The following is a 26434-nucleotide window of genomic DNA, read 5'->3' on the forward strand; positions in this document are numbered from 1 at the left end:
CTAGATCGCCATCCGGCGATGCTTCTTCGAACGGCTGGCAGTCCCGGGTCAAGCCCGGGACGCGACGGCTTTACAGGCTCTTCGCCAATTCCTCGATCTCCGCCATCGTCGTGGCGGCGGTGACATCCACCTCTCCGGCCGAGCGCTTGATCATCGGGCCGACGACCTTGCCGCCGATCTCGAAGAAACGCTCCACCCCGGCTTCGCGCATGGCGATCGCGCTCTCACGCCAGCGAACGCGGCCGGTGACCTGCTCAACGAGGAGGCGCTGGACTTCGGCCGGATCGGTCACGACCGAAGCGGTGACGTTGGCGAAGAGCGCCACTCGCAGCGTGCCCGGCGGGGTTGCGGCAAGCGCCTCGGCCATGGCGTCGGCGGCGGGCTGCATCAGCGGGCAGTGGAACGGCGCCGAGACGGGCAGCGCGATGCCGCGCTTGATGCCATGCTCCTTTACGAGCGCAATGGCGCGCTCGATCGCTTCCTTGTGACCGGAGATGACGACCTGGGTGGGATCGTTGTCGTTGGCGACGGTGCAGACCTGATCCTCAGCCGCTGCTTCGGCGAGGGCGGTTGCCTTTTCAATATCGGCGCCGAGCAGCGCCGCCATCGCACCCACGCCCACAGGGACGGCCGCCTGCATTGACTGGCCGCGCAGCTTCAGGAGGCGCGCGGTGTCGGCGAGGCTGAAAGCACCGGCTGCGCAGAGCGCGGTGTATTCACCCAGAGAGTGACCAGCAACGAAGTCCGCCTTGTCTGCAAGGCTGATCCCGCCTTCCTTCTCAAGCACGCGCAGCACCGCAATGGCATTGGCCATGATCGCCGGCTGTGCGTTCTCGGTGAGGGTCAGCTGGTCCTCCGGGCCCTCGGTCATGATCCGAAACAGGCTCTGGCCGAGCGCATCGTCGACCTCCTGGAAAACCTCACGCGCGACGGCGCTCGCCGCGGCGAGTTCCGCACCCATGCCGACCTTCTGGCTGCCCTGTCCGGGGAAAACGAATGCACGCATCTTGCGACCGCTCCTTGCTCAAACGGCGGGCTGGAGCCACGCACCGCTTTTGAAAATTCGAATGTGGCGCGCGGTTATTGACCTTGGCCTTGAACCGCAAGCCCGGAATGCCGTCCTTCAACCGAAAGGCACGATCCGGTTTGCCGCGTCGTGGCCGATATCGGCCGTCCCGAGAAACGGGATCGCATGTCGTTCGCACCAGTACCGGGCTATTTCCTCAACGTCCGCGCCGAACGGGCGATCGTTGTCCGGAACGTCGCTCACTCGCCCGAGGCGCAACCCGGCAATGCCGTTAAGATGAGCCGTGGCATGGAAGAACAGCCGATCTACGGCATAAAGATATTCGGACACCTCCTCCACCATTACGACATGGCTGGCCAATCCGGGCATGAGCCGGGTACCGGACAGCATCGCGAGCGTCATGAGGTTGAAGGCGACCACCGGATGCCGCCCCCGTCCCAGCGAAGGCTCCAGTCCCTCCTGCGCCCCTGAAAGGAAGCCAAGGGCCCGGCGAACGGCATCCTCGCCGCCTTCGCGCCGGATGTCCGCCAACATGGGCCCGTGAACGGGGCGTCCGATCCGCGCACGATAGAGGCCACCCAGAAGATAGCCCGCGTCGGAATAGCCGAGGTACGTCTTTTCTCCGGCCGCATGCTCCATGCGTGCGATCGCGCCTTCCGCCACGCGGCAAGCGCCGTACCCTCCGCGTGCGAACCACACCGCATCGAATTCGGGATCGTTCGCGCAGTCGACCAACGCGTCCAGCCGGCGCTGGTCGGCGCCCGCGAAATGGCCGTCCGCTTCGAAGCACTGCTCGTGGATAACCAGTTCGACCTGCGGGAACTCGGCGGCGGCGAGTTCCCGCACAGCTCGGGCATCCTCTCGCGTTATCGGAGTGGATGGCGCGCAAACGGCTACCCGGATGGAAGAGCGTGTCATGCCGTCCATTCCTATCGAGGTTGTCATGACGGGCAAGGCCGCATACGGCTTGGCCCATGAACGACGCCCGCGACCTCGCCACTCATCCCTGGTTCTTCTGCGGCATCGGCGGCTCGGGCATGTTGCCGCTGGCGCTGATCCTCAAGGGGCATCGTGCCCGTATCGGCGGCTCCGACCGTAGCCGCGATCAGGGCCGCAGCGCCGACAAGTTCGCCTGGCTCGAATCGCTCGGCTTCGAACTTTTCCCGCAGGACGGCAGCGGCATCACCTCGCGCGAACAGGTGCTGGTCGCCTCCGCCGCCGTCGAGGATACCGTTCCCGAGGTCCTTCGGGCCCGGGAGCTGGGCTGCGCACGGATGAGCCGCGCCGAACTGCTCGCCACGCTCTTCAACGCGGCGCCTGAAGGGATCGCCATCGGCGGCACGTCCGGAAAGTCGACCGTCACCGGAATGACCGGGTGGATCATGACCGCCGCCGGCCGCGACCCGACGATCATGAACGGCGCGGTGATGAAGAATTTCGTGCGCGAGGATGCCCCCTTCGCCAGCGCGCGCGTGGGACAGGGCAGCGCCTTCGTTTCCGAGGTCGATGAAAGCGACGGCTCGATCGCGCTCTATCGCCCGAAGGTGGCGGTCCTCGGCAATGTCAGTCTCGATCACAAAAGCCTTGAGGAACTGCGCCAGCTCTTCGGTGATTTCCTTGAGCGCGCAGAGCTTTGCGCCCTTAACCTCGACGATGCCGAGACCAGCGCCCTCGCTGCAAAGGCGCAGGCGTTCATCTCCTTCGGCATCACCTCATCCGAAGCGCAGATCGGCGCCACGGACATCGTTGAAGGCCCAACCTCCCTCACCGCCACGATTGTCGACAAGCGCGATGGCGGCTCTCATGCGCTCACGCTCAAGGTTCCGGGGCGGCACAACCTCTACAACGCCCTCGCCGCCATCGCAGCCGCCAACGCAGCCGGGGTGCCGATCGCCGATGCGGTCGCCGCGCTTACCTCGTTCGAAGGCTTGGCCCGTCGCTTCGACGTCATCGGCACATCGGCTTCCGGCACCGTCGTCATCGACGACTTCGGACACAATCCGGACAAGGTATCCGCAACGCTTGCCACCTTGCGCGCGCATCCCGGCCGGATTATCGCCTTCTTCCAGCCCCACGGTTACGGCCCGTTGCGCCAGATGGGTGCCGAACTGGCCGAGGTTTTCGCCACACGACTGGGCGCGGACGACGTCACGATCCTGTGCGATCCGGTCTACTTCGGCGGAACGGTGGACCGGACGCACGGCAGCGAACGCATCGTGAGGCTGATCGAAAGCCATGGCGGCACGGCCGAATACATGCCGTCCCGCGATGACTGCGCCGCCCGCATCGTACAGATCGCCCGCCCCGGCGACCGCGTGGTCGTCATGGGCGCGCGCGACGACACGCTGACGATCTTCGCCCGCGACCTCCTTGCAGCCCTCGACTGACCGCAGCCGTTCAGTGCGCCTTGCCGCGGGCTTTCGCGACGAGGTGAACCACCAGTGCGACAATCGCGCCGAGGACAAGCCCGACGATCGCTGAAGCCACGGCGTAAGCCAGCCACCCGGTCACTCCTCCAAGCGGGCCGGTGGCCTCGGCAACGGCATGCTGGATTGCGTGGGCGACGTGAGCGGGACCCGGCAATCCAAGCTCCTCCAGGCCGTGCAGGATAATGCCGCCGCCGACCCACAGCATCGCCACGGTTCCGACGCTGCCGAGGAAAGTGAGGACCGCCGGCATCGCCCGCAGCAGCATCCGTCCGGACGCCTGAGCGGCCGAGCCGGGCTTCTTCGCCAGATGCAGGCCCACGTCGTCCATCTTCACGATGAGCGCGACGGCCCCATAGACAGCGGCCGTGATGGCAATGCCCACCAGCGCAAGCGTAACAGCGCGGCCGACCAGCGACTGCTCGCCAATTTCGGCGAGCGCGATGGCCATGATTTCAGCGGAGAGGATGAGGTCGGTCCGCACCGCCCCGGTCACACGCTCTGTCTCGAAGGTGGCGACGTCCTGGATAGGATCTTCCAAGGTCTCCCCGTGCTTCTCGCCACCCAGCTTTTCCATGATCTTCTCTGCGCCTTCGAAGGCGAGATAGAGGCCGCCGATCATCAGGATCGGCGTTATCGCCTGGGGCAGGAAAGCGCTCAGGAGCAGGGCGATCGGCAGCAGGATCAGCAACTTGTTTCGGAACGAGCCCTTGGCGATCTTCCAGATGATCGGCAGCTCACGTTCCGGCGTGAAGCCCGTGACATAGCCCGGCGTCACTGCCGCGTCGTCGATCACCACGCCGGCCGCCTTGGAGCCCGCCTTCGCGACACCCGCTGCAACGTCATCAAGGGATGCGGCCGCGGCTCGGGCTATGACCGCTACGTCGTCAAGCAGGGCAACTAGGCCGGAGGGCATCAGGGAACCTCTTGAAAGTGAACGGAACGGTCGTCAGCCATGCGGGCTAAACGACCGTCGAGCAAGAAAAAGCAGAAGGCGGCTGATGGCTGCACTGCCGGCAGGCGATTCGCTATCACCTTCTAAAGGGCGCAGAACGCAAAGGCCCGGCGACCGTGACGATCGCCGGGCATCGCATGGCATGCTGTTCCGCCGAAAGACGGGACAGCTTCGGTCAGTACCCGGCCTTCGCCAGCCAGGCGTCCACTTCAGGCAGGCGCGTCTGCGCAACCTTGATGCGGTCCTGGATCTTGGCGATCGCCTCGTCCACGGGACGGCGCGAACCGGCGGCAAGACGCTGCTTCGCATAGGCATCGAGCTTGCCGACCATGGCCGGATCGGCGCTCGTCGCGGACAGGCGCGCTACGTAGCGGGTTGCACCCGACACGTCGACGCGGCCCATGACGGCATCGTAGTTCGCCATCACGAAGTCGAACGTCCTTTCCGGATGTTCCGCACCCACCGAGCTGACGATGACGGGGCTGGTCGTCAGCCCCGGCTCATCCGTGAGCGACAGGGCGAGCGCCTTGTCGGCCAGTGCGGGATCGGCCGCCCGGCCGAGGAGCGAATAGAGGGTGGTGCGAACCTGCGCGGAGGTCTCATCCTTCGCCATCGCATGGAGGGCATCCCAGGTGGCGGCATCGGCGTTCTTTGCGACGACGCCAAGGATGGCAACCTTGACCGAAGGATCGATCGCCGCCGGATCAGCGAAACGGCGGCGGGCCTCAGCCACCACCGTCTTTTCGCCAAGATCGCCCAGCACCTCGATGAGCGTTGCGCGCAGTTCGCCCGCCGTCGCAGGCTCATCTGCCTTGGGCGTCCAACCCAGGCCCTTCAGCACCGGCAGAAGGCGCGCCGTTGCGAAGCGGGTCAGGGCCGCCTTGCGCTTCGGATTGGCTTCGGCATAGGGCGCCAACCCTGCGATGACGCTTGCCGCGCGTTCCATCACCTGCGGCGATGCGTCGGCCGGGAGGTTCTTCACCAGGTCCAGCATATCGGCCATCGGCTGATTGCCAGCGTAGCCCAGCGCAACCGCATCGTTGAGGATGCCGAGCTGGTCGACCGGCTTCACCGTTGCGATGTTCTTGGCGATCCCGGCAAAGGTGCGGGGATCATAAAGCACACGGTAGTAGCCGGTCTGGCCTGCATTGACGATCACGGGGCTGCAGCCCGCAACCTGGAGTGCGCCCTTGCCCTGGAGCAGCGTCTCGGCCTGAGCTGTCCCACCGACCTGGGCCACGCGCACTGGCACTCGCCAGGCCAGCGGCTGCTTGCCGGCGCGATCGCGGGTGAACTCGCCCTGCTCCAGCGCCACTGCCGTGGAGCCGGCGTTGCAGGTGGCCGTTACCTTCACCAGCGGAATTCCGGGCTGGAGAGTGAAATCGTGCGCGATTTCGCTGATCGGCTTGCCCGAAGCCTTGTCGATCTCGCGCCACAGGTCGTCGGTTACCGTGTTGGAGTGGCTATAGCGCTTCATGTACGCCTGTACGCCCGCGCGCCACTCGTCGGAACCGGCATAGGCCTCCAGCATCCGAATGACCGCCTCACCCTTGGAGTAGGTGATCGAATCGAAGGCCTGGCTGGCTTCCTCCACCGTCTTGATGGGGTGGATGACCGGATGCGTAGTGACGTAGGCATCCTGACCCATCGCGGACTCGCGAGAGCCGAGCGCGGTCAACTCGGGATGCCATTCCGGATGGAACTTTTCCGTCGCGCGGCTTTCGAGCCAGGAGGCGAAGCCCTCGTTCAGCCAGAGGTCGTCCCACCAGGACATGGTGACGAGATCGCCGAACCACTGGTGCGCCATTTCATGCGCGACGACGGTGAAGATGCGTTCGCGCAGGCTGTTCGACGCGATCTTCGGGTCCAGCAGCATGGCGTTTTCGAAGTAGAAGATGCCGCCCCAGTTCTCCATCGCGGAGAAGAACTGGCTCCGCCCGGGCGCTGCGATATGGTCCAGCTTGGGCAGCGGGTACTTCTCGCCGAAGTACTCGTTCATCCACGGCAGCATGTCGGCCGAGGCTTTCAGCGCATAATCCGCCTGTGCGAGATCGCCGCGCTTGGTCAGGACACCCACTTCGGTGTCGCCTACCATGACGGTCTTGCGCTCGAAGTCGCCCAGGCTGAAGAACAGCAGGTATGTCGACATCCGGGGGCTGGTGCCGAACGTCACCAGCGTCTTGCCCTGCCCCAGATCCTTCCGGCTCTCCACCGGCAGGTTGCCGACAGCAACCTCATCGGTGGGAACGATCGTCTTGAGGCTGAACGTCGCCTTGTAGAACGGCTCGTCCCAGGAAGGCATGAAACGGCGCGCGTCGGAGTTTTCGAACTGCGTGAAAAGTGCGCGCTTCTGCGATCCGTCTGCGGCCTTGTAGTCCAGCGCGAAGAGGCCGAACGCCTGCGTGTTGATCTTGCCCGCATAATCGATCGAGAGCACGTAGCTGCCTGGCGCGACCGGCTTTGTGAACGTGAAGGTCGCCGTCTGCGCCTTGGTGTCCAGCGTGACGGTCGGCGCACCTGCCTTCCTGCCGGTCTTGGTCGTCAAGGCTGCTTTCGCGATGGCCAGGTCGGCCGCATGCAGGGTTATCGTCCTGGTCGCTTCGACCACGTCGATGGTGATCGCAGCCTGCCCCTCGAATGTCATGGCCTGCGCATCGGGGGTAATGGTCAGGTCGTAATGACTGGGACGCACCGCGCGCGGCAACTGAGTCGTCACCGTTTCAGCCGTTGCCCCTTTCGTCGTCGAGGCGTTGCCGACGCCCTGCGCCCCGGCCGACATCGGGAGCGCCACGCTTGCCAGCAGCGCCAGTGCGAAACGACGATATGTTCTTTTCATATAGCTCGACTCTCGACTGAAGGATGTGCCTAGCTAACGCCCTGTCCCTCATGCGCAACATTTTAACGCCATGTGGCAATTTTTTCTTGTTCCCGAGGAGGGGCGCGCGGCGCTTTGCAGAGTCCCGGGTTGCAATCTCCCCCCAATAGGCTAAGGGCGCCCCTTCCTCGAAGTCATGAAACTTCGCGGAACACTGAAGAAAGCCGGAGGGGCCCCGCAATCCCGCGGGTAGCCAGCGATCGGTTAGACAAGATAAGGAAGCTGCCGTGGCTCTATATGAGCACGTGTTCCTGGCGCGCCAGGACCTTAGCCAAGCGCAGGTTGATGCGCTGGCTGCCGCCGCCACCGAGATCGTCGAGTCGAACCAGGGCAAGGTCGTCAAGACCGAGACCTGGGGCCTCAAGAATCTCGCTTACAAGATCAAGCGCAACCGCAAGGCGCACTTCGTGATGCTGAACATCGAAGCTTCGGGCGACGTCGTCGCTGAGCTCGAGCGTCAGACTTCGATCAACGAAGACGTCATCCGCTACGTCACCATCCGCGTTGACGAGCATGAGGAAGGCCCTTCGGTCATGATGCGCAAGAGCGACCGCGAGCGTACGCGCCGTCGCGAACGTGAAGGAGCCTGATCCACATGGCACGTGCATTCTTCCGCCGCCGCAAGTCCTGCCCGTTCTCGGGCAAGAACGCGCCGAAGATCGATTACAAGGACGTTCGTCTGCTCCAGGGCTTCATGTCCGAGCGTGGCAAGATCGTCCCCAGCCGCATCACCGCGGTTTCCGCCAAGAAGCAGCGTGAGCTGAGCCAGGCCATCAAGCGCGCCCGGCACATCGGCCTGCTGCCCTTCATCGTCAAGTAAGGGAGGGACCTACCCATGCAGATCATCCTCCTGGAGCGCATCGAGAAGCTCGGCGCCATCGGCGACGTCGTCTCGGTCAAGGACGGTTACGCTCGTAACTACCTGCTTCCGAACAAGAAGGCCCTTCGCGCCAACGACGCGAACAAGAAGGTCTTCGAAGCCAACCGCGCCAAGATCGAGGCCGACAACGCAGAGCGCCGCACGGCCGCCGAAGCGCAGTCGGGCGACGTCGAAGGCAAGCAGATCGTCCTGATCCGCGCCTCGTCGAACTCGGGCCAGCTCTACGGTTCGGTCTCGGTCCGCGACATCGTCGACGGCCTGAACGAACAGGGCGCGAACGTGTCGAAGCAGATGATCGTGCTTGAGCGCCCGATCAAGACGCTCGGCATCTTCGACGTCAAGGTCAACCTGCACCCTGAAGTGTCGGTCAACGTCAAGGTGAACGTCGCGCGTTCGCCGGACGAAGCCGAACTGCAGTCGCAGGGCGTGGACGTGATGGCCGCGATGTTCGAACAGGACGTCTCGGGCTTCACCGAAGCCTACGACCCGAACGCCGAACCCGGCGAGATCGCGGTCGAGGAAACCGAGGAAGAGGGCGAGGCTCAGGCCTGATCCCTTCCCTTTCGGTACCGAAACGGATCAAGAGCCCTCGCTTCCTCGTGAAGCGGGGGCTTTTCCGTTCCGCCCTCGACAACTGCGGACGGCGGCAGACCGGCGAAGCTCACATGAGGGCGCAGGCGTCAGCACCGCGTCGTACTTTGTCCCTATTGCGCCCCAGTACGGAATGCGTAATAGATGGACATGCAGAACATGAAAGCAACCCTCGCGGAATTGGTCCGCGTATATGAAGCCGCCGTTTCCACTCTCAAGGCCGACATCGCCGCCTTCGTTAAAAACGGCACTCTTCCCCCCGACGATCGCCGCGCTGACCGCCTCTGGACTTACCCTGAGCTGCGCATCACCTATCGCGGTGTCGAACGTGCAGCCCCCGCATCGCGCGCTTTCGGCCGGCTCGAGGCGCCGGGAACCTACGTCACGACGGTCACACGCCCTCACCTCTTCGCCGATTACCTCGAGGAACAGCTCGCGCTGATCGAGGCGGAGTACGAGGTGGAATTCCAGGTGACGCGGTCGGCGCAGGAAATCCCCTTTCCGTATGTCCTTGAAGGGGTGGCGGTCGGTGCCGTCACGCCGCAGGAATTGGCCGCTCACTTCCCCAGTACCGAACTGGCGATGATCGGCGATGAGATCGCGGACGGCACCTTCCAGAGCGGTGAAGGCGAGCCGCATCCTCTGGCGCTGTTCGACGGCCTGCGTACGGACTTCAGCCTTGCGCGCCTTGCGCACTACACCGGCACCAGTCCGGAGCATTGCCAACGCTTCGTCTTGTTCACCAACTACCATCGCTACGTGGACGAGTTCGTCGATTGGGCCGGAAAGCAGGTCGGATCGGACGGCTACGTTGCCTTGTCGGGCGCAGGTGGCCTCTATCTGGACGCGCCGGTCGACAACGCTCGTGCACGCCTCTCCGACACGGCATGGCGTCGGCACCAGATGCCGGCTTACCACCTGATCCGTGAGGATCGCTCGGGCATCACACTGGTCAACATCGGGGTCGGCCCCTCGAATGCGAAGACGATCACCGATCACCTCGCGGTCCTCAGGCCCGAAGCCTGGCTGATGATCGGCCACTGCGGCGGCCTGCGCGACAGCCAGCGCATCGGCGACTACGTGCTGGCGCACGCCTACCTTCGCGACGATCACGTTCTGGATCCGGTCCTGCCGCCGGAGATCCCGCTGCCCGCCATTGCCGAAGTCCAGCAGGCACTGGCACAGGCGGCAGAGATGGTCAGCGGCGGCGGTGGGGCAAACCTCAAGAAGCGCATGCGCACCGGCACCGTCGTCACGACGGACGACCGCAACTGGGAGCTGCGTTACACGGAATCTGCCAAGCGGTTCAGCCTTAGCCGGGCCATCGGCATCGACATGGAAAGCGCCACGATCAGCGCTCAGGGGTATCGCTTCCGCGTCCCTTACGGCACGCTGCTCTGCGTCTCGGACAAGCCGCTTCATGGCGAGCTCAAGCTTCCCGGCCAGGCCAACCGCTTCTACGAGGAAGCGATCGCAAGCCATCTGAAGATCGGTCTCATTTCCTGCGACCTGCTGCGTGAACAGGGCGATCGGCTGCATTCGCGAAAGCTGCGCGCCTTCAACGAACCGCCGTTCCGTTAAGAGCAGAGCCGCTGACAGGAAAAGACCCGCTCCACGAAAGTGAGGCGGGTCTTTTCGCAACCGAGGCCAGTGCGCGGTCAGCGCACGCCGGCCGTTCGGCTGGTGTTACCAGCCGGAAGTCTCGCCCTTGTTCTGGGCGTCCAGCCACTTCTTGAGCGGTGCGAAGTAATCCAGCATCGGCTTGGCGCTCATCTTCGGCGATCCGGTGAAGACCTTGAGCGCTTCGGGCCAGGGCTTCGAACCGCCCATCTCCAGCATGGCATTCAGGCGTTCGCCCACCTTCTCGTCGCCATAGAAGCTGCACCGGTGCAGCGGGCCCTTCCACCCGGCCTGCTTGCACGCGGCCTGGTAGAACTGGAACTGCAGGATGCGCGCGAGGAAGTAGCGGGTGTACGGCGTATTGCCCGGGACGTGGTACTTGGCGCCCGCATCGAACGCGTCATCCGGCCGCGCGGTCGGCGGGGTGATCCCCTGGTAATCCAGCCGCATCTTCGTCCAGGCCTTGTTGTAGTCGGCGGGCTGGATGCTGCCATCGAAGATGTCCCAGCGGTAGCGGTCAATCATCAGCCCGAACGGGAGGAAGGCCACCTTGTCCAGCGCCTGGCGCAGGAGCAGGCCGATATCCTTGTCCGCAGACGGCACCTTCGCTTGATCGAGCAGTCCGATCTGAACGAGGTACTGCGGCGTGATCGACAGGGCCACGAAGTCGCCGATAGCCTCATGGAAGCCGTCATTGGCGCCGCTCTGATAAAGGAACGGCTGCCGGTTATAGGCGCGCTGGTAGTAATTGTGTCCCAGCTCGTGGTGAATGGTAACGAAGTCGTCCGCATTCACCTTGGTGCACATCTTGATGCGGATGTCGTCCTTGTTGTCGACGTTCCAGGCCGAGGCGTGGCAGATCACCTCCCGATCCGCGGGCTTGGTGATCATCGAGCGCGTCCAGAACGTGTCCGGAAGGGGATCGAAGCCGAGCGAGGAGTAAAACCGTTCGCCGGTCTTCACCATGTCGACGGGCGTCCTGTTCTGAGCCTTTAGCAGATCGCCGATGTCGTAGCCCAGGTCACCCGCCCCAGCCGGAGCGACGAGCGGGTAGATATTACCCCACTCCTGCGCCCACATATTGCCGAGCAGGTCCGCGCGGATCGGGCCGGTGCGGGGCTGCACGGCATCGCCGTACTTCTCGTTCAGCTTGCGTCGAACGTAGGTGTGAAGCGCGAGGTAGAGAGGCTTCGTTTCGTTCCAGAGGCGCTGCGTTTCGGCCGCGAAGGCTTCTGGCGTCATGTCGTAGCCCGAGCGCCACATGGCGCCCACGTCCGCGAAGCCGAGCTCCTTCGCGCCCTGATTCGCCATTCCCACCATCTTGACGTAGTCCGCCTTCATCGGCTTGCCGACATTGTCGTGCCAGCTGGTCCACATCTCCGAGAGCTGGGCGGGCGTCCGCTCCGTATTGCCCATTTCGGCTTCGATGTCCGACCCGTTGATCGGCTTCCCGTCCAGCGTGCCCCGACCCTTGCCGTAAGTGGAGGAGAGGCGAGTGGTGATTTCGCTCAGTTCGGCAGCGGCCCCCGGTGAGGAGGAGGCGGGAACGACGATGCTCTGCTGCAGGATGTGCAGCTTGCGCGCCACATCCGCGTCCAGTCCGCCCACTTTGGCGAACTTCGCTGCGTCCACCGCGTACTGCACCTGCTTTTCAGTCATCAGGCCGTTTGCCTTGGCGGCAAGGGCGTCCGTGTCCTCATTGATGTAGGTGGCGTTCACCCAGCTCGCGCGGGCGGTGTCGATGGAAAAGTCGAACAGGTCTTTTTCGGCAGCGGCGACGAACTGGGCAGCACCCTCGGCCGTCAGCGGATATTCTTCGGCGTGTGCCGGCAGAGCGGCAAAGGACAGGCCGGCAGCAAGCGCGGCCAGGGCAATTGAAGCGAACTTCATGATGGGGACCTTCTCGACTTCGTGATGGCCGCAGACTAGCTTCTCGTCCGTGCCGATCAACCGGGCGAGCCGGTTTCCCAAACACTTATTCGAGAAAGTTCGCGATTGCCCGGCCGAAGTCCTTGAAGGTGACCGACGACATATGGTTTCCGGGCACCTGGGCATAAGTGCCCGAAGGAAGCGCTGCGGCCAGTTCGGGTGCGGAACCGTTGTCCTGGTCGTCGGCACCGCAGACACAGAGCGTGGGCATGCCGATCTGCGCCAGGGCCTCCTGCTTCGTGTCGTCGACGGACCCGAGGAGGAGCCGCGCGGCAACCCGGTCGATCTTCATGGACTTCATGAACGCCTGCGCGACGAACGCCTTGTCGCCACGCTCGATGGTGCCGAACCGGTCGATGGCATCCACGAAGTGAGCACTGCGCCTCGCCCAGCCCGACAGGCCGGTAAGCCCCATGCCGCCCAGGACGAGCCTGCGCGGCGTCAGACCGGCCAGCACTCCGCGAACGGCCGTTCGCGCCCCCAGTGAGAACCCGCCGAGGTCATAACTGGAAAGGCCCAACTCAGCGACGACCACCTGAAGGTCGCGCACAAGGACATCGGACGGGTAGGCCGCAGGATCGTGCGGGGCGTCGCTCTCCCCATGTGCCCGCAGGTCAGGCATGATCACGTCGAAGCCGGCGCCGGCGAGAATGGCGGCGTTGCCGAACTTGATCCAGTTCACCTGCGCGCTTGAGAACAGGCCATGGAGGAGCAACAACGGCCGCCCACCCACGTCGCCCGTTCTGTGCACGGCGAGCTTCGCGCCGCCGAAACCCTCAACGAAGGTGGTCTGGATGTCTGTCACGGAAAACTCACTTGCGCGGCGTCATCGGAAACGAAGAAGGCAAAAGGCGGCGGCCCGCAGCGGACTGTACGCCGCGAGCACTCAACCCTTCTGGAGGTGCCGGCGCCCGAGCAACTCGGCAATCTGCACCGCATTGAGCGCCGCGCCCTTGCGAAGGTTGTCCGACACGCACCACAGCGCGAGACCATTCTCCACGGTGGAGTCTTCCCGCACGCGGCTGACATACGTCGCACCATCGCCCACCGCCTCGACCGGGGTGACGTAACCACCGTCCTCCCGCTTGTCGATCAGCATCACGCCCGGAGCCTCGCGCAGGATTTCCTGCGCCTCCTCGGCGCTGATCTCCTCCTCGAACTCGACGTTAAGCGCTTCGGAGTGGCCGACGAACACCGGCACCCGCACGCAAGTGGCCTGGACCTTGATCTTGGGGTCGAGGATCTTTTTCGTCTCGACCACCATCTTCCACTCTTCCTTGGTGGAACCGTCGTCGAGGAAGACGTCGATGTGCGGGATCACGTTGAACGCGATCTGCTTGCTGAACTTGCGCGGCTCCACCTGATCGCCCACGAAGATGGCACGGCTCTGCTCGAACAGTTCGTCCATGCCGCCCTTGCCCGCGCCTGAAACCGACTGGTACGTGGCGACAACGACACGCTTGATCCGCGCCTTGTCGTGCAACGGCTTCAACGCGACGACCATCTGCGCGGTGGAGCAGTTGGGATTGGCGATGATGTTGCGCACGGTGTATCCGTCAATCGCTTCCGGGTTCACTTCCGGCACCACCAGCGGCACGTCCGGGTCCATGCGATAAAGCGAAGAGTTGTCGATCACCACGCAACCCTGCGCTGCGGCTTTCGGAGCATAGACCTTGGTCGCGGCGGATCCGGCGGCGAAAAGAGCCATGTCCCAGCCGGTGAAGTCGAAATGCTCGAGGTTCTTGACCTTGAGCATGCGGCCGGTTTCCCCATACTCGACTTCCGAGCCGACCGAGCGCGAGGACGCGACAGCGGCAATCTCATCGGCCGGAAATTCCCGCTCAGCTAGGATGTTGAGCATTTCGCGCCCGACATTTCCCGTCGCGCCGACGACGACAACCCGGTAACCCATGATCAATTCCTTTGAAAACGCGCCCTGAAGCGACGGGCAAGATTATGCGAGGGTGCTATCCCGCTCCCCCGGTCCGGGCAAGAACCCGGATCCCGGAGCTTCGTCCCGGGGGCGGGCCTTCTCCTTGCAGGAGAAGGCCCGCCAGCCGGTCAGTGTGCAGTCGCAGCCGGCGAATGGGCGTGAGCCGGCGCCGCGGCAAGTTCGTCCGCTTCGGTCCACTCGATCGCGGTGAGCGGTTCCGTCAGCGCCTTGGCGAGAACCTCGTCCACGTGCGCGACGGGAATGATCTCCAGACCCTGCTTCACATTGTCCGGTATCTCAGCGAGATCCTTGCGGTTCTCTTCGGGGATCAGGACCGTGGTGATGCCGCCACGGAGCGCCGCCAGAAGCTTCTCCTTCAGGCCACCGATCGGCAGGACGCGGCCGCGCAGGGTCACTTCACCCGTCATCGCCACGTCCTTGCGGACGGCATTGCCGGTCAGCGTGGAGACGATCGAAGTGACCATGCCGATTCCCGCCGAAGGACCATCCTTGGGCACCGCGCCTTCAGGCAGGTGGATGTGGATGTCCTTCTTGTGAAACACGCTGGGCTTGATGCCATAGGCCGGAGCCCGGGCGCGCACGAAGCTGAACGCGGTCTGGATGGACTCGTTCATGACGTCGCCCAGCTTGCCGGTCGCCTTGATGTTGCCCTTGCCGGGAACGGTGACGCTTTCGATGGTGAGCAGTTCACCGCCCACCTCCGTCCACGCGAGGCCAGTTACGGCGCCGACCTGGTGCTCTTCTTCGCCCACGCCGTGGCGGAACTTGCGCACACCGGCGAACTCCGCCAGATTCTCCGGCGTGATCGTGACCTGCGTAGCCTTACCCTCGAGGATCTGGCGCAGCGACTTGCGGGCCAGGCGCGCGATTTCGCGTTCAAGGGTCCGTACGCCGGCTTCCCGGGTGTAGTAGCGGATGAGATCGCGCAGGCCCGCTTCCGTAAGCGTGAACTCGCTGGCCTTCAGTCCGTGCGCCTCAACCTGTTTGCGGATCAGGTGGCGTTCGGCAATCTCGACCTTCTCGTCCTCGGTGTAACCTTCGAGGCGGATGATCTCCATGCGGTCCAGCAGCGGCTGCGGCAGGTTCAGGCTGTTCGCGGTGCAGACGAACATCACGTCCGACAGATCGATGTCGAGTTCCAGATAGTGGTCCTGGAACTTTGCGTTCTGTTCGGGGTCCAGCACTTCGAGCAGCGCCGACGCCGGATCGCCGCGGAAGTCCTGGCCCAGCTTGTCGATCTCGTCGAGCAGGAACAGCGGGTTGGACTTGCCCGCCTTGCGCAGGTTCGTCACGATCTTGCCCGGCAGCGAGCCGATGTAGGTGCGGCGGTGACCGCGAATCTCGGCCTCGTCGCGCACGCCGCCCAGCGACTGCCGGATGAACTCGCGGCCCGTCGCCTTGGCGATCGACTTGCCCAGCGAGGTCTTGCCGACGCCCGGAGGGCCGACGAGGCACAGGATCGGCCCCTTCAGCTTGTTGGTTCGCGCCTGCACGGCCAGATACTCGACGATGCGGTCCTTGACCTTGTCGAGCGCGTAGTGATCGGCGTCCAGAATCGTCTGCGCTTCGGAAATGTCGCGCTTCAGCTTGCTCTTCTTGCCCCAGGGTAGGCCGAGCAGCACGTCGAGGTAGTTGCGGATGACCGTCGCCTCGGCGCTCATCGGCTGCATCGACTTGAGCTTCTTCAGCTCGGTCGTCGCCTTTTCCTTGGCTTCCTTGGAGAGCTTGGTCTTCTCGATGCGTTCGGCCAGTTCCTGAAGCTCGTTGGCCTCGTCGCCCTCGCCGCCACCCAGCTCGGACTGGATCGCCTTGAGCTGCTCGTTGAGGTAATACTCGCGCTGGGTCTTTTCCATCTGGCGCTTTACGCGGCCGCGAATCTTGCGCTCTACCTGCAGGACACCGAGTTCGCCCTCCATGAACGAGTAGACCATTTCCAGGCGCTTGAGCGGGTCCGTCTCGGAGAGGACCGCCTGCTTGTCGGACACCTTGGCCGAAAGCTGCGCGGCGACAGTATCGGCCAGCTTCGCCGCATCCTCGATGTCGCCCAGCTGTTCGCCCGCGTCCTGGCTCAGCTTCTTGTTGAGCTTGGCGTATTCGTTGAACTGGTCGACGACTGTGCGCATCATCGCCGCGACTTCGGTGCCCTCTGCTTCGGCCGGCTCGATCGGCTCGACGCCGGCCACCAGCATTTCGCCGTCTTCGGTCTGTTCCGGGCGCAGCGTTTCGAGCCGGGCGCGGTCCTGCCCTTCGACAAGCACGCGGACGGTGCCGTCAGGAAGCTTCAGCAGTTGCAGGACACTGGCAATCACACCCGTATCGTACAGGTCATCCCGATCGGGATCGTCGCAACCGGGATCAAGCTGCGCCAGCAGGAAGATGTCCTTGTCGCCCGCCATCGCGGCTTCAAGCGCGGCGACCGATTTTTCACGACCGACAAAGAGGGGCACGACCATGCCCGGAAAAACGACGATGTCACGCAGCGGCAGAAGCGGAAGCAGGTTCAAAGCGGTATCCAGTTCATCACGCACAGGGGACTGCTTGAAGCCTCCCCCGGCTCTTCGGGCAGGATATGGGGTGTTTGAGCAGCCTTGCAATCTCTTCTAGCCGAAAGGAGGTGGAAACCGGTGCGCCCGCTGCAGGTATTTCTGCAGTGCCTTTACGGAAGGCATTCTCCCAACTGGGAAATACGGTCCGTTTTCCTGTACTTGCCTCCATCCCGCGGGACCCCGCTCGTCTCCGGCTCCGCAGCGTACGCCGAGCCCGACAACCGGCATCGCCGGTACGAACAAGCCCGACCCGGACAATGCCGGGCGGGCTCGTCGCATCACAGTCCAGCCCTCAGCGATCAGAAAGGCATCTTGAAGCCCGGCGGCAGGCCCATGCCCTGCTGCGCCTTGGCCATCTCCTCGTTGGCTACGGAGTCGGCCTTCACGCGCGCATCGTTGTAAGCGGCAGCGACAAGGTCCTCCAGGATCGGCTTCTCGCCGGGAACCATCAGGCTATCATCGATCGAAACGCCGATGACCCGCCCCTTGGCCGAACAGCGGATCTTGACCAGGCCGCCGCCCGAAAGCCCTTCCACCTCGATCTGGTCGAGCTTGCCCTGGGTTTCGGTCATCTGCTTCTGGATGGTCTCGGCCGCCTGCTGCGCCGCCTTGATCATCTCTTCCATGGACTTCATCTCAACGTCTCCAACTACGACCGCCGCCGATAGCGACCTGGCGATCATCCTCAATCAGTTCGGCGCCCGGAAAGGCGGCCAGAGCGGCTTCGACCAGCGGCGACGTCCGCAGCGCCTCGGCATCGGCCGCCTTCTTCACTTCCGCTATCTCCACCAGAGTGGGCGCGCCTTCGGCGGACACGCGCTCCACTTGCCAGCGCTCTCCGGTGGCCGCCTGGAGGCCGTTGCGCACCACTCCGACGATATCTTCGTTGAAGCCCGCAGGCTGCGTGTAGCGCAGGAGCCCCGGCGCCAGTTCCACCACGCGGACCTGCATCCGCATGGTATTGGCCGCCGACATTTCTCCGGCATACTCCACGTCGTCGACGAGGGCTTCCCAGCGCGGCGCTACGGCCGCAGACCCGGCGGCGGCGGCTCCAGCGGTTGCCGGCGCGCCGCCTTCAGCCGGCATGGCCGCAGGAGCGGGAGCGCGGGCCGCGATCTCCTCGAGCTTGCGCACGAGGGAACCAGGGTCCGGCATGTCCGAGGCGTGCATGATGCGAAGCAAGGCCATCTGCGCGGCCACCAGCGGATCGGGGGCCGACTTCACTTCGTCGAAGCCCTTCAGCAGCAACTGCCACAAGCGATGAAGCTGTCCTGGGCGAAGCGATTTCGCCCAACCCTCGATCGCTTCGCGTTCCTCGGCCGAATGGGCCTCTGCGGCTCCGCTCACCTGCGCGAGTGTGATACGATGGGTAAGATCCATCACCCCGCGCATGAGCGCGATGGGTTCGACACCCAGCGCGAACTGCCGGGCGACGAGGTCGAGGAGATCGCCCCCCTTGCCCTCGAGGACGGCGGCGATGAGCTTCCTCTGCACGCTTTTGTCGGAAAGCCCGAGCATGTCGCGCACCTTTTCGGCGCGGACACGCCCTTCGCCGTCGAGATCGGCGTGCGCGATCGCCTGGTCGAGGATCGAAAGGCCGTCACGAACAGAGCCTTCCGCTGCCGCCGCCACCATCGACAGCGCCTCGTCCTCCGCCTCGACGCTTTCCATTTGGCAGACGTGAGCGAAATGCCCGGCCAGCATGGGGGCCGGGATTCGACGCAGGTCGAAACGCTGGCAGCGCGACAGCACCGTGACGGGAAGCTTGTCCACTTCGGTCGTCGCGAAGAGAAACTTCACGTGCGCCGGCGGCTCCTCCAGCGTCTTGAGCAACGCATTGAAGGCGTTGCGCGAGAGCATGTGAACTTCGTCGATGATGTAGATCTTGTAGCGCGCGGAAACGGCTGAATAGCGTACCGCCTCAATGATTTCGCGAACGTCGTCGACGCCGGTATGGCTTGCCGCGTCCATTTCGATGACGTCGATGTGCCGGCCCTCGGCAATGGCCGTGCAGGGCTCGCACGCGCCGCAGGGATCGATGGTGGGACCGCCCTGCCCATCCGGCCCGATGCAGTTGAGCGCCTTGGCAATAAGACGCGCGGTCGAGGTCTTGCCGACGCCGCGCACGCCGGTCATCAGGAAGGCGTGGGCAAGCCGATCCCGCTTGATCGCGTTGGCGAGCGTCTGGACCATCGCCTCCTGCCCGATCAGTTCGGCGAAAGTCTGCGGGCGATACTTGCGCGCCAGCACGCGATAAGGCTGCGCCGGGCTGGGCTGGTTTTCCGGAGGCGCTTTCGCTGCGGCCGGAGAGTTCACCTTCCCGTTCGCGGCAGGCATTTCGGTCGCGGTGGGCGGGGGCTCGGTTGCCGGAGCGGCAGGCGACGTCACGGACCCCGGGGGTGCGGGCTCAGGAGATGCGGGCCCGGCACTCACCGGTTCGGCATCGCCGAACATCGACTGCTGCCCGGCCGCTTCGAGTTCGGCAGCACGCGGAGCGGCGTCTTCCCTCTCCCCCGCCAAGTCATCCTCGTCCCAGGGAGGCGTGTCGCCGAACATGTCGCGTGAGTCGTCCATCGTCACCCAAACTAGGGACTGCTCGCCCCGATGTCAGGAGGGAAGCGCCATGTTCCACAGCCTTGACCTCGTCCGCGGCGCAAACCGCAGCGATGCAGCGCCCTTACCTAGGGCGAGCAGCCGCTTTCGATACCGGCAATGTGATGATGAAGGAGCCGAACGACCCGCCGCAACCCGTTGTGGCTGCTTCCTTCCGGACCTGACCAGGTTGGCGAGCGCAAGCGCCCGTCCGACTCCCGATGCGCCCTATGGCGACGCCGATCCGGTTTGTCCACCCCCCGGGGCAACAAACCGGACAGCACCCGGGAGTCCCTGTCCCTTAGCGGAAGTTGTCGGCGTAGGCCTGGATCTTGAGGCGGCGCGGCGGGGTGTGATGAATCTCCGCGTCGATACCGTGACGCTCGGCGTAGGTTTTGGCTTCTTCCACGCTGGGAAAGCGCAGGACGACCTGCTGCTGCGTGTCACCCGAACCGGCCCAGCCCATCAGCGGGTCGGCCTTCTTCGCCTCGGCCGGAGCAAATTCGAGGATCCACTGGTCAAGAAGCGCCTTGCCGGACTGCATGGCGTTCTTCGGGCGTTGATAGATACGTGCGCTCATGAGAAAGGGCTTTGCCCCCGAATCACCGCCGAAATCAAGCGCGAATCACCGGCTGCGGCTCGCTTCGAAGGCATTGCGCGTCTTTAGGGACGGGTCCTCGGCCCAGGGCTCGTCCGGCCACCGGTGCCGCGGGTATCGTCCTTTCATGTCCCGCTGAACGTCCCGCCACGAACCGCGCCAAAAGCCCGGCAGGTCGCGCGTGGTCTGGATGGGGCGACCAGCAGGTGACGTCAGCTTGAGCAGAAGTGGCTGTGCAGGCTGGCCGAAGCCGGGATGACGATCCAGCCCGAACAGCGCCTGGACGCGCACTTCCACAGACGGGCCACCCTCGTCCTCGTAGTCAATGGGATGAGTGGTTCCGGCAGGGCTGCGGAACTCCGCCGGCGCCAGCCGCTCCAGCGCCTGCTGGTCATCCCAGGTGAGGCGGTTGCGCAGCGCCTGCGACACGGCTCCCGGGTCGAGCGCATCGAGCCGGCGCCCGAGGATTGGCCCCAGCCACTCCTCCAGATCGGCAAGCAGCGCTTCCTCCGATAGCGCCTCGATTCCCGCGTAGCGCGCGCGGCGCAGCAAGCCTTGTGCGCCCTTTCCAATAGGGACGACGCTCAGGCCTTTCTGGCGGACACGTTCGATGAGAAAGGCGCGGATGCCGTCCGGATCGGGCGCCGGGTCGGGCCCGCTCGCCAGCGTGATCGATCCCAGCCGCCGCTCCAGACGGGCCTCCACGCGGCCCTCGGCATCGTTCCAGCGCAGAACCGTGCGCCGTGCGATGGCGTCGCCAAGCCAGCTTTCCACCTCCGCCGGCTCCAGCGAAAGGCCGGACAGGATACGAGCCCCTTTCGCTTGGCCCTGCGCATCGCCAATGACCATCCATTCCCGCGCCGCCAGCGGAGAGGCGGGGTCAAGCACGTAGCCTCGCCCGCCCGCGCTCAACCACGTCTCCCCCGAGGAGTCGCGACGTCGGGCGACCATGTCCGGACGGCCCAGAGCGAGGAGTATCCCGGTCGGTACGGCCTGCGCTCCCGCCCCGGCCGGCGCCAGAGCCTGCGCGCGCCGCGCCCAGCCGGCCGCGAGCTTGCGTGACGCCTGTGCCCGGGCCGACCGATCGCCACTCCAGCGCGACAGGCGCTGGGCAAGGTCATCGCTCCGCCCGCCAAGTCCGCGCTCCTGCAGGAGCAGGGCAAGCCGCGCGGCTTCCTCTGCCGCTCCCAGTTCACTGGAGCGCAGGATCATCGCCGCCTGGGCGGGGTCCATCGGCAGCGAGGCCACCTTGCGGCCGAAGGCGGTGATACGTCCCTCGCCGTCCAGTGCGCCCAGCGACAGGAGCCCCTTGCGCGCGGCTTCGAGGGCGGGACCGGGCGGCGGGTCGAGCCAGGCCATCGCCGCCGGGTCCGCTGTGCCCCATTGCGCAAGCGTCAGCGTGAGCGGAGCAAGGTCGCTCGTGAGCATCTCCGGCGGGTCGAATTCGGGACGCCCCGCGTGGGCCGCCTCCTCCCAGAGGCGGTATGCCGTGCCCGGTCCTTGCCGGGCCGCACGACCGGCCCGCTGCGCCGCCGATGCGCGGCTTGCGCGATGCGTCACGAGGCGTGTGACGCCCGCGGCCTTGTCGAACTCCGCCCGGCGCGAAAGCCCGGCATCCACCACGATGGAGACGCCGTCGAGCGTGAGCGAGGTCTCCGCTATCGCGGTCGCGAGCACTATCCGCCGACGCCCCTCCGGATCACGCCGGATCGCAGCCCGCTGCGCCGCCGGTTCGCACTGCCCGTGCAGCGGAAGTACAAGCGCGGAAGGAAGCTTCTGCGCAAGGCTTTCGGCAACGCGCTCGATTTCGCGGACGCCGGGAAGAAAGGCCAGCACGTCGCCCTCCTGCTCCCGCCAGGCCGTGAGCAGCGCGGAGGCCATCGCCTCCTCGATCCGTCTTTCGGGAGCATGACCCAACCAGCGGACGGCAAGGGGCCATGCCTTGCCGGCACTTTCGACGACGGGCGCCCCCTCCCCCAGCAGACGGGCAAAACGGGATCCGTCGATCGTTGCGGACATGACGACGATCCGCAGATCATCGCGCAGTACACTCCGGCTTTCGACGGCCAGGGCAAGCCCGAGATCGCTGTCGAGATGCCGCTCATGCGCCTCGTCGAACAGCACCGCCGAGACGCCTGGCAGTTCCGGATCGGCAAGAATGGTGGAGACGAAGATCGCTTCGGTCATGACCAGCACGCGGGTCCGTGCAGACCGTTTGGCATCCAGGCGGGTGATGTAGCCGATCGTCTCGCCCGCGGCCTCTCCAAGCTGCTCGGCCATGCGCTCCGCGGCGGCGCGGGCAGCGACGCGGCGGGGGGACAGGAGGATGACCGTGCCCGTGCACCAGTCTTCGGCGAGCAACGCCGGGGCAAGCGCGGTCGTCTTGCCGGCACCGGGGGGAGCGATCAGCACCGCGCCGGTATCGGTTCGCAGGGCGGCCAGCAGGTCAGGCAGAACGGCATGTATGGGAAGCGTGCTCACCCGGCGCCTTTAGAACAATCGCGCGACAGACGAAATCGCCCCTTTGCTGTGTTCACTACTTCACACCCTTCAATGTGACTGTGGCATGCACCATTCTTAAACTCTTGATCGGCACACCCGTGTAAAGAAGGGCCGTGGGCCTCCACAAGAAGCAGATCGTAACTATGCCCGCTACTGGCCAACACCCGTTGAGTGTCGCGCAGTATCTGCGCCTCAAGGAACACATTCCGCCACTTTACGGCCTGCTCTGCGTCAACGCCGCTATACTGGCCTTTACACACAGGAACCTTGCGCCGGCGTGGCTGGTCTATGTGGTACCTGCGATGCTCATCTGCGTTTGCCTCATGCGCATGGTGGCCTGGATCCGGCCACTGAACGACGCTGACTTCGATCCTGCGGTCGCCCGTCATCGCCTTCGCCGCACGCACGCCCTGGCCGTGGTGCTCGGCATCACGTTCGTCGCCTGGGCCTTGGGGCTCGATCGGTTCGGCGGGCCTTACCAGCACGGTCATGTCGCCGTGTTCGTGACGGCAACGCTGATGGGGTGCGTCTTCTGCCTGTCCTTCCTGCCGCGTGCCGCCGTTGCCGTCTGCGTCACGACACTGGGCACGTTCTTCATCTATGCCGTCGTAATCGGCGGAGAGGTGCTGATAGCCATCGCGATCAACATAGCCTTGGTCGCGATTGGCATCCTTAAGGTTCTGCGCGATTCGTACGGGTCATTCGTAAACCTCGAAGCCTCGCAGCGCGCGCTTCAAGCCGAACGCCGCCAGGCCCAGGCTTTGGGCGAAGAGAACGCCCGCCTCGCCCAGACCGACGCCCTGACGGGCATGCCCAATCGCCGGTTCTTCTTTGCGACCCTCGAGCGCCTTCTCGAAAGCGCCGGACCCGCGACCGAATTTGGCGTTGGCCTAATCGACCTCGACCGCTTCAAGCCCATCAATGACACTCACGGGCATGCCCATGGGGACCGGCTCCTCCAGGTGCTCGGCGCGCGCATGCAGGCGGCCAGTTCCTCCGACACGATCATCGCGCGGCTCGGCGGCGACGAGTTCGGCCTGATCACAATCGGCGGAGCGGAGGCGACCTCGCGCATCGCGACCGAGTTGTGCCGGGCGATCTGTGAACCGGCGAGCGTCGGGGACACCGTGGTGGCAGTGGGGTGTTCCGCGGGCCTCGCCGTCTATCCCACTATCGGCACCACCGCCAACCTGCTCTTCGACCGGGCGGACTTCGCCCTCTATCATGCGAAGAATCACAAGCGCGGGCAGTGCGTCCTCTTCTCGCAGGAACTGGAGAGGCTGGTCAAAACCGAACAGGCGCTCGATGCGGCGTTGCAGGGTGCGGACCTCAAACAGGAACTGTCCCTCGTCTTCCAGCCGATCGTCGAAACCCAAAACCTCGAAATGATCGGCGTGGAGAGCCTGGCTCGCTGGCACTCGCCGACACTGGGCGCGGTGACTCCCGAGTTGCTGATCGCCTCTGCCGAGCGCGTCGGCCGTGCCCGGGAAGTGACGGTCATGCTGTTCGAGAAGGCTCTGGAGGCTCTCGGCCGTCTGCCGGCACCGCTCCGGCTCTCGTTCAACCTTGCCGGCCACGACATCTGCAACCAGGCCACCATCGACGCCCTGCTGCACCGCATCGATGTTGCCGGATGCGACCCGCAGCGCGTCCTCATCGAAATAACCGAGTCTTCCCTCATCTCCGAGTTCAAGGCCGCCAGTCTCGCGGTCGAGCGCCTTCGCGGCACCGGAATGCGGATCGCGCTCGACGATTTCGGCACAGGTTACTCGAGCCTTTCGGCGCTGCACCAGCTTCCGCTGGATATCGTGAAGATAGATCGCAGCTTCGCCGCGCGTCTGGACGAAGCGGAGGGGCGCAAGCTCAACACGGCAATCCGCCACCTCGCGCGGGCGCTTTCGCTCGACTGCGTGATCGAGGGCATCGAGACCGAAAACCAGCTTGTGAGTGCCCGCGTCGCCGGCTTCACGATGGCGCAGGGTTACTTCATCGCGCGGCCCATGCCGCTGGATGACGTGCTGGACCGCATCGCCCAGCCCGCCCCGTCGCCCCGGCGACTGGTCAGGAGCGGAGGGACCGCCTCTGTCTAGGTGTCCCGCGCCGCGCCGTAATCGATCCGGATGCGCACCCACTCTCCCACCTGTGGCCTGCCGTTGACCCGTGGGGGGATCACGCGAAACTGCCACGCGGCATCGAGCACGGCACGGCCAAACCCGGACCCCCGAGGGGATTCGCCCAGTATCTGGCAGTTCTCCACGCGATTGCGCTCTATCGTCTGGCAGGCGATGGCCCCCCAACCCCGTTGAGGCGCCTTGGCGGGGAGGTATCCAGCGAGTTCGGCGTTCGTCGGCTCCCTGAACCAGTCCGCATTGTGAAGCACCGCGCCGCCCGGACCTTCACCCGGACCGTACGTCGAGCCGCCGCCGCCTTTCGCCAGCTGCGCGTCACCGCTGCCGGAGCGCTTCATGCCCCCGATATCGGACGCGGCCATCTCCGCGCGAGAGAGCTTGAGGAAGCTGAGCGCCGGCTTTTCCGGCTGGGGCACGGGCCGCTCGACCGGCGGGAGCGGCGCTTCCTCGCGGACGTCGTTCTGCCGAGGCTGCTTCTGCTCGACCGCCTTGGCCTTCGCCGCCCGCTCAGGCGCCTTCGCGCCGCTGTCCGCATCGTCCCCCTCGATGTTGAAGGTGACCGGGTTGCGCGCCTTCCTGATCTGAGGTGCCACTGCCGTCTGGTAGATCGCGATCAGCAGTGCGATCACCAGGATCGCCGCTGACAGCAGCGAGGACACAAGACGTTGGCGAGGCGATCCGGGCTGATACCCGATGGCGTCCCGTGCGGCGAAGAATGGCATGGGACGCCTCCATAAGTCAGCCACGCCCCGGCCGCAATCAGAGCTTGGCCTCAGGCTTTCGCGGCGCTGTCAGTACCGGCGCGAAACCGCGAATTCGACGGCTTCGGCCATGGCAGAGCGCGCTTCACCTGCCGGGAAGCCTGCGATGGAATCGATTGCCCGCTGCGCATAGAGGCGCGCCCGATCGCGCGTCGCCTCGACGCAGCCGTGCCTGTTGATGAGTTCGACGGCGTGAGCGAGATCCTCGTCCTCTGTACGGAACCCCGCGATCGCTTCCTCCCAGAACTTGCGCTCCTCGGCCGTCCCGCGCGCATAGGCTAGAATGACCGGCAGGGTCATCTTGCCCTCGCGGAAGTCGTCGCCCTTGTCCTTGCCGGATTCGCCCACCTCAGAATCGTAATCGATGGCGTCATCGACCAGTTGGAATGCGATACCCAGGTTGCGCCCGTAGGCGTCAAGCGCCAGTTCTTCGGCCTCGCTCTTCTCAGCGACGATGGCGGAGATGCGGGTGGCAGCGGCAAACAGCGCGGCGGTCTTGGACCCGATGATCTGGAGGTAATGCTCCTCGCTCGTTTCGATCCGGCGCTGGGCGGTGAGTTGGTCCACTTCGCCTTCGGCTATGATCGAGCTGGCCTTCGAAAAGACCTTGAGCACCTTGAGGCTCCCGTCCTCCACCATGAGTTCGAAAGCACGGGTGAACAGGAAATCGCCGACGAGCACGGTTGCCGGGTTGCCGAAGACGATGTTGGCGGCGGCCTTGCCGCGGCGCATGTCGGACCCGTCAACGACGTCGTCGTGCAGCAAGGTCGCTGTGTGCAGGAATTCGACCGCAGCGGCCAGCTTGTGGTGGCGTGTGCCCTGGTAGCCGCACAGCTCCGCAGCCGCGACCATCAGCATCGGGCGCATGCGCTTGCCTCCGCCCGAGATCAGGTGGCCGGCCAAAGCGGGGATCAACGGGATCTCGCTTTGCATCCGGTCCAGGATGACGGCGTTGACGCTGTTCATGCCCGGCGCGGTAAGCGCCAGCATCGGAGCGAGGGAGGGCTGCTGCCTGCGCGTTTGCAGGGGGACGACATCTGCACTCATCG

The 26434-nt window shown here is 65.0% G+C and carries 20 protein-coding genes and 1 other RNA gene; 6 read left to right on the top strand and 15 right to left on the bottom strand.

Annotated features, from left to right (window positions below):
* Window positions 1-70 precede the first annotated feature (70 nt).
* Both fabD and C2R25_RS17025 read right to left on the bottom strand, forming a co-directional pair.
* Window positions 71-1006, bottom strand: coding sequence for an ACP S-malonyltransferase (gene fabD / locus C2R25_RS17020; RefSeq protein ID WP_103730346.1), 936 nt, complete (start codon window positions 1004-1006; stop codon window positions 71-73).
* A gap of 117 nt (window positions 1007-1123) precedes the next feature.
* Window positions 1124-1945 carry an LD-carboxypeptidase gene (locus tag C2R25_RS17025; protein ID WP_103730385.1) on the bottom strand — a complete coding sequence of 274 codons (822 nt, stop codon included), beginning with the start codon at window positions 1943-1945 and terminating at the stop codon, window positions 1124-1126.
* A gap of 56 nt (window positions 1946-2001) precedes the next feature.
* On the opposite strand from C2R25_RS17025, the gene C2R25_RS17030 reads away from it, so the two are divergent.
* Entirely contained in the window at window positions 2002-3414 is a 1413-nt protein-coding gene (locus C2R25_RS17030) for a Mur ligase family protein (protein ID WP_103730347.1), read from the top strand.
* A 10-nt stretch (window positions 3415-3424) separates the two neighbouring features.
* Here C2R25_RS17030 and C2R25_RS17035 read toward each other — a convergent pair whose 3' ends face one another.
* A complete protein-coding gene (locus C2R25_RS17035) occupies window positions 3425-4369 on the bottom strand; it encodes a DUF808 domain-containing protein (protein WP_103730348.1) in 945 nt (314 codons plus the stop codon).
* Window positions 4370-4583: 214 nt separating this feature from the next.
* The gene (locus tag C2R25_RS17040) at window positions 4584-7244 is read right to left on the bottom strand and encodes a M1 family metallopeptidase (protein WP_103730349.1); all 2661 of its coding nucleotides are present in this window, start codon (window positions 7242-7244) and stop codon (window positions 4584-4586) included.
* Between the two features lie 266 nt (window positions 7245-7510).
* On the opposite strand from C2R25_RS17040, the gene rpsF reads away from it, so the two are divergent.
* The 4 genes from rpsF to C2R25_RS17060 all read left to right on the top strand — a co-directional run bounded on the left by rpsF (window position 7511) and on the right by C2R25_RS17060 (window position 10335).
* Window positions 7511-7873, top strand: a complete 363-nt coding sequence (rpsF, locus tag C2R25_RS17045; RefSeq protein WP_103730350.1) for a 30S ribosomal protein S6 — start codon at window positions 7511-7513, stop codon at window positions 7871-7873.
* 5 nt (window positions 7874-7878) lie between these two features.
* Entirely contained in the window at window positions 7879-8103 is a 225-nt protein-coding gene (rpsR, locus tag C2R25_RS17050) for a 30S ribosomal protein S18 (protein ID WP_039284546.1), read from the top strand.
* Between the two features lie 15 nt (window positions 8104-8118).
* Complete coding sequence (gene rplI, locus C2R25_RS17055; protein WP_103730351.1) at window positions 8119-8715, top strand: 50S ribosomal protein L9; 597 nt, start codon at window positions 8119-8121, stop codon at window positions 8713-8715.
* A 189-nt stretch (window positions 8716-8904) separates the two neighbouring features.
* Window positions 8905-10335: an AMP nucleosidase gene (locus C2R25_RS17060; protein WP_103730386.1), complete on the top strand. Its 1431-nt coding sequence runs from the start codon at window positions 8905-8907 to the stop codon at window positions 10333-10335.
* 105 nt (window positions 10336-10440) lie between these two features.
* Here the strand turns inward: C2R25_RS17060 and C2R25_RS17065 are convergent, their stop codons facing one another.
* From C2R25_RS17065 to hrpB, 9 genes are all read right to left on the bottom strand, one after another.
* The gene (locus C2R25_RS17065) at window positions 10441-12264 is read right to left on the bottom strand and encodes a M2 family metallopeptidase (RefSeq protein WP_103730387.1); all 1824 of its coding nucleotides are present in this window, start codon (window positions 12262-12264) and stop codon (window positions 10441-10443) included.
* A gap of 85 nt (window positions 12265-12349) precedes the next feature.
* Window positions 12350-13108: an alpha/beta fold hydrolase gene (locus tag C2R25_RS17070; protein ID WP_103730352.1), complete on the bottom strand. Its 759-nt coding sequence runs from the start codon at window positions 13106-13108 to the stop codon at window positions 12350-12352.
* Window positions 13109-13189: 81 nt separating this feature from the next.
* Entirely contained in the window at window positions 13190-14215 is a 1026-nt protein-coding gene (locus C2R25_RS17075; RefSeq protein ID WP_103730353.1) for an aspartate-semialdehyde dehydrogenase, read from the bottom strand.
* Between the two features lie 149 nt (window positions 14216-14364).
* A complete protein-coding gene (gene lon, locus C2R25_RS17080) occupies window positions 14365-16773 on the bottom strand; it encodes an endopeptidase La (RefSeq protein ID WP_255400475.1) in 2409 nt (802 codons plus the stop codon).
* 329 nt (window positions 16774-17102) lie between these two features.
* Window positions 17103-17438 (bottom strand): YbaB/EbfC family nucleoid-associated protein, encoded by a 336-nt coding sequence (locus tag C2R25_RS17085; protein WP_103730354.1) that lies wholly within the window; start codon window positions 17436-17438, stop codon window positions 17103-17105.
* 1 nt (window position 17439) lies between these two features.
* On the bottom strand, window positions 17440-19377 hold the full coding sequence (locus C2R25_RS17090) for a DNA polymerase III subunit gamma/tau (RefSeq protein WP_103730355.1): 1938 nt from the start codon (window positions 19375-19377) through the stop codon (window positions 17440-17442).
* Between the two features lie 144 nt (window positions 19378-19521).
* Window positions 19522-19618, bottom strand: an RNA gene (gene ffs / locus C2R25_RS17095) — signal recognition particle sRNA small type.
* 78 nt (window positions 19619-19696) lie between these two features.
* The gene (locus C2R25_RS17100; protein WP_103730356.1) at window positions 19697-19975 is read right to left on the bottom strand and encodes an ETC complex I subunit; all 279 of its coding nucleotides are present in this window, start codon (window positions 19973-19975) and stop codon (window positions 19697-19699) included.
* A gap of 45 nt (window positions 19976-20020) precedes the next feature.
* The gene (gene hrpB / locus C2R25_RS17105; protein WP_103730357.1) at window positions 20021-22474 is read right to left on the bottom strand and encodes an ATP-dependent helicase HrpB; all 2454 of its coding nucleotides are present in this window, start codon (window positions 22472-22474) and stop codon (window positions 20021-20023) included.
* Between the two features lie 164 nt (window positions 22475-22638).
* On the opposite strand from hrpB, the gene C2R25_RS17110 reads away from it, so the two are divergent.
* Window positions 22639-24585: a bifunctional diguanylate cyclase/phosphodiesterase gene (locus C2R25_RS17110; RefSeq protein ID WP_103730389.1), complete on the top strand. Its 1947-nt coding sequence runs from the start codon at window positions 22639-22641 to the stop codon at window positions 24583-24585.
* On the opposite strand, the gene C2R25_RS17115 is transcribed toward C2R25_RS17110, so the two are convergent.
* Entirely contained in the window at window positions 24582-25346 is a 765-nt protein-coding gene (locus C2R25_RS17115; protein WP_103730358.1) for a hypothetical protein, read from the bottom strand. The genes C2R25_RS17110 and C2R25_RS17115 overlap by 4 nt on opposite strands.
* 69 nt (window positions 25347-25415) lie before the next feature.
* On the bottom strand, window positions 25416-26432 hold the full coding sequence (locus tag C2R25_RS17120; protein WP_103730359.1) for a polyprenyl synthetase family protein: 1017 nt from the start codon (window positions 26430-26432) through the stop codon (window positions 25416-25418).
* Between the last annotated feature and the right edge of the window lie 2 nt (window positions 26433-26434).

Source organism: Novosphingobium sp. HII-3 (genome assembly GCF_002916655.1).
In the GTDB taxonomy this organism is placed as follows: domain Bacteria; phylum Pseudomonadota; class Alphaproteobacteria; order Sphingomonadales; family Sphingomonadaceae; genus Novosphingobium; species Novosphingobium panipatense.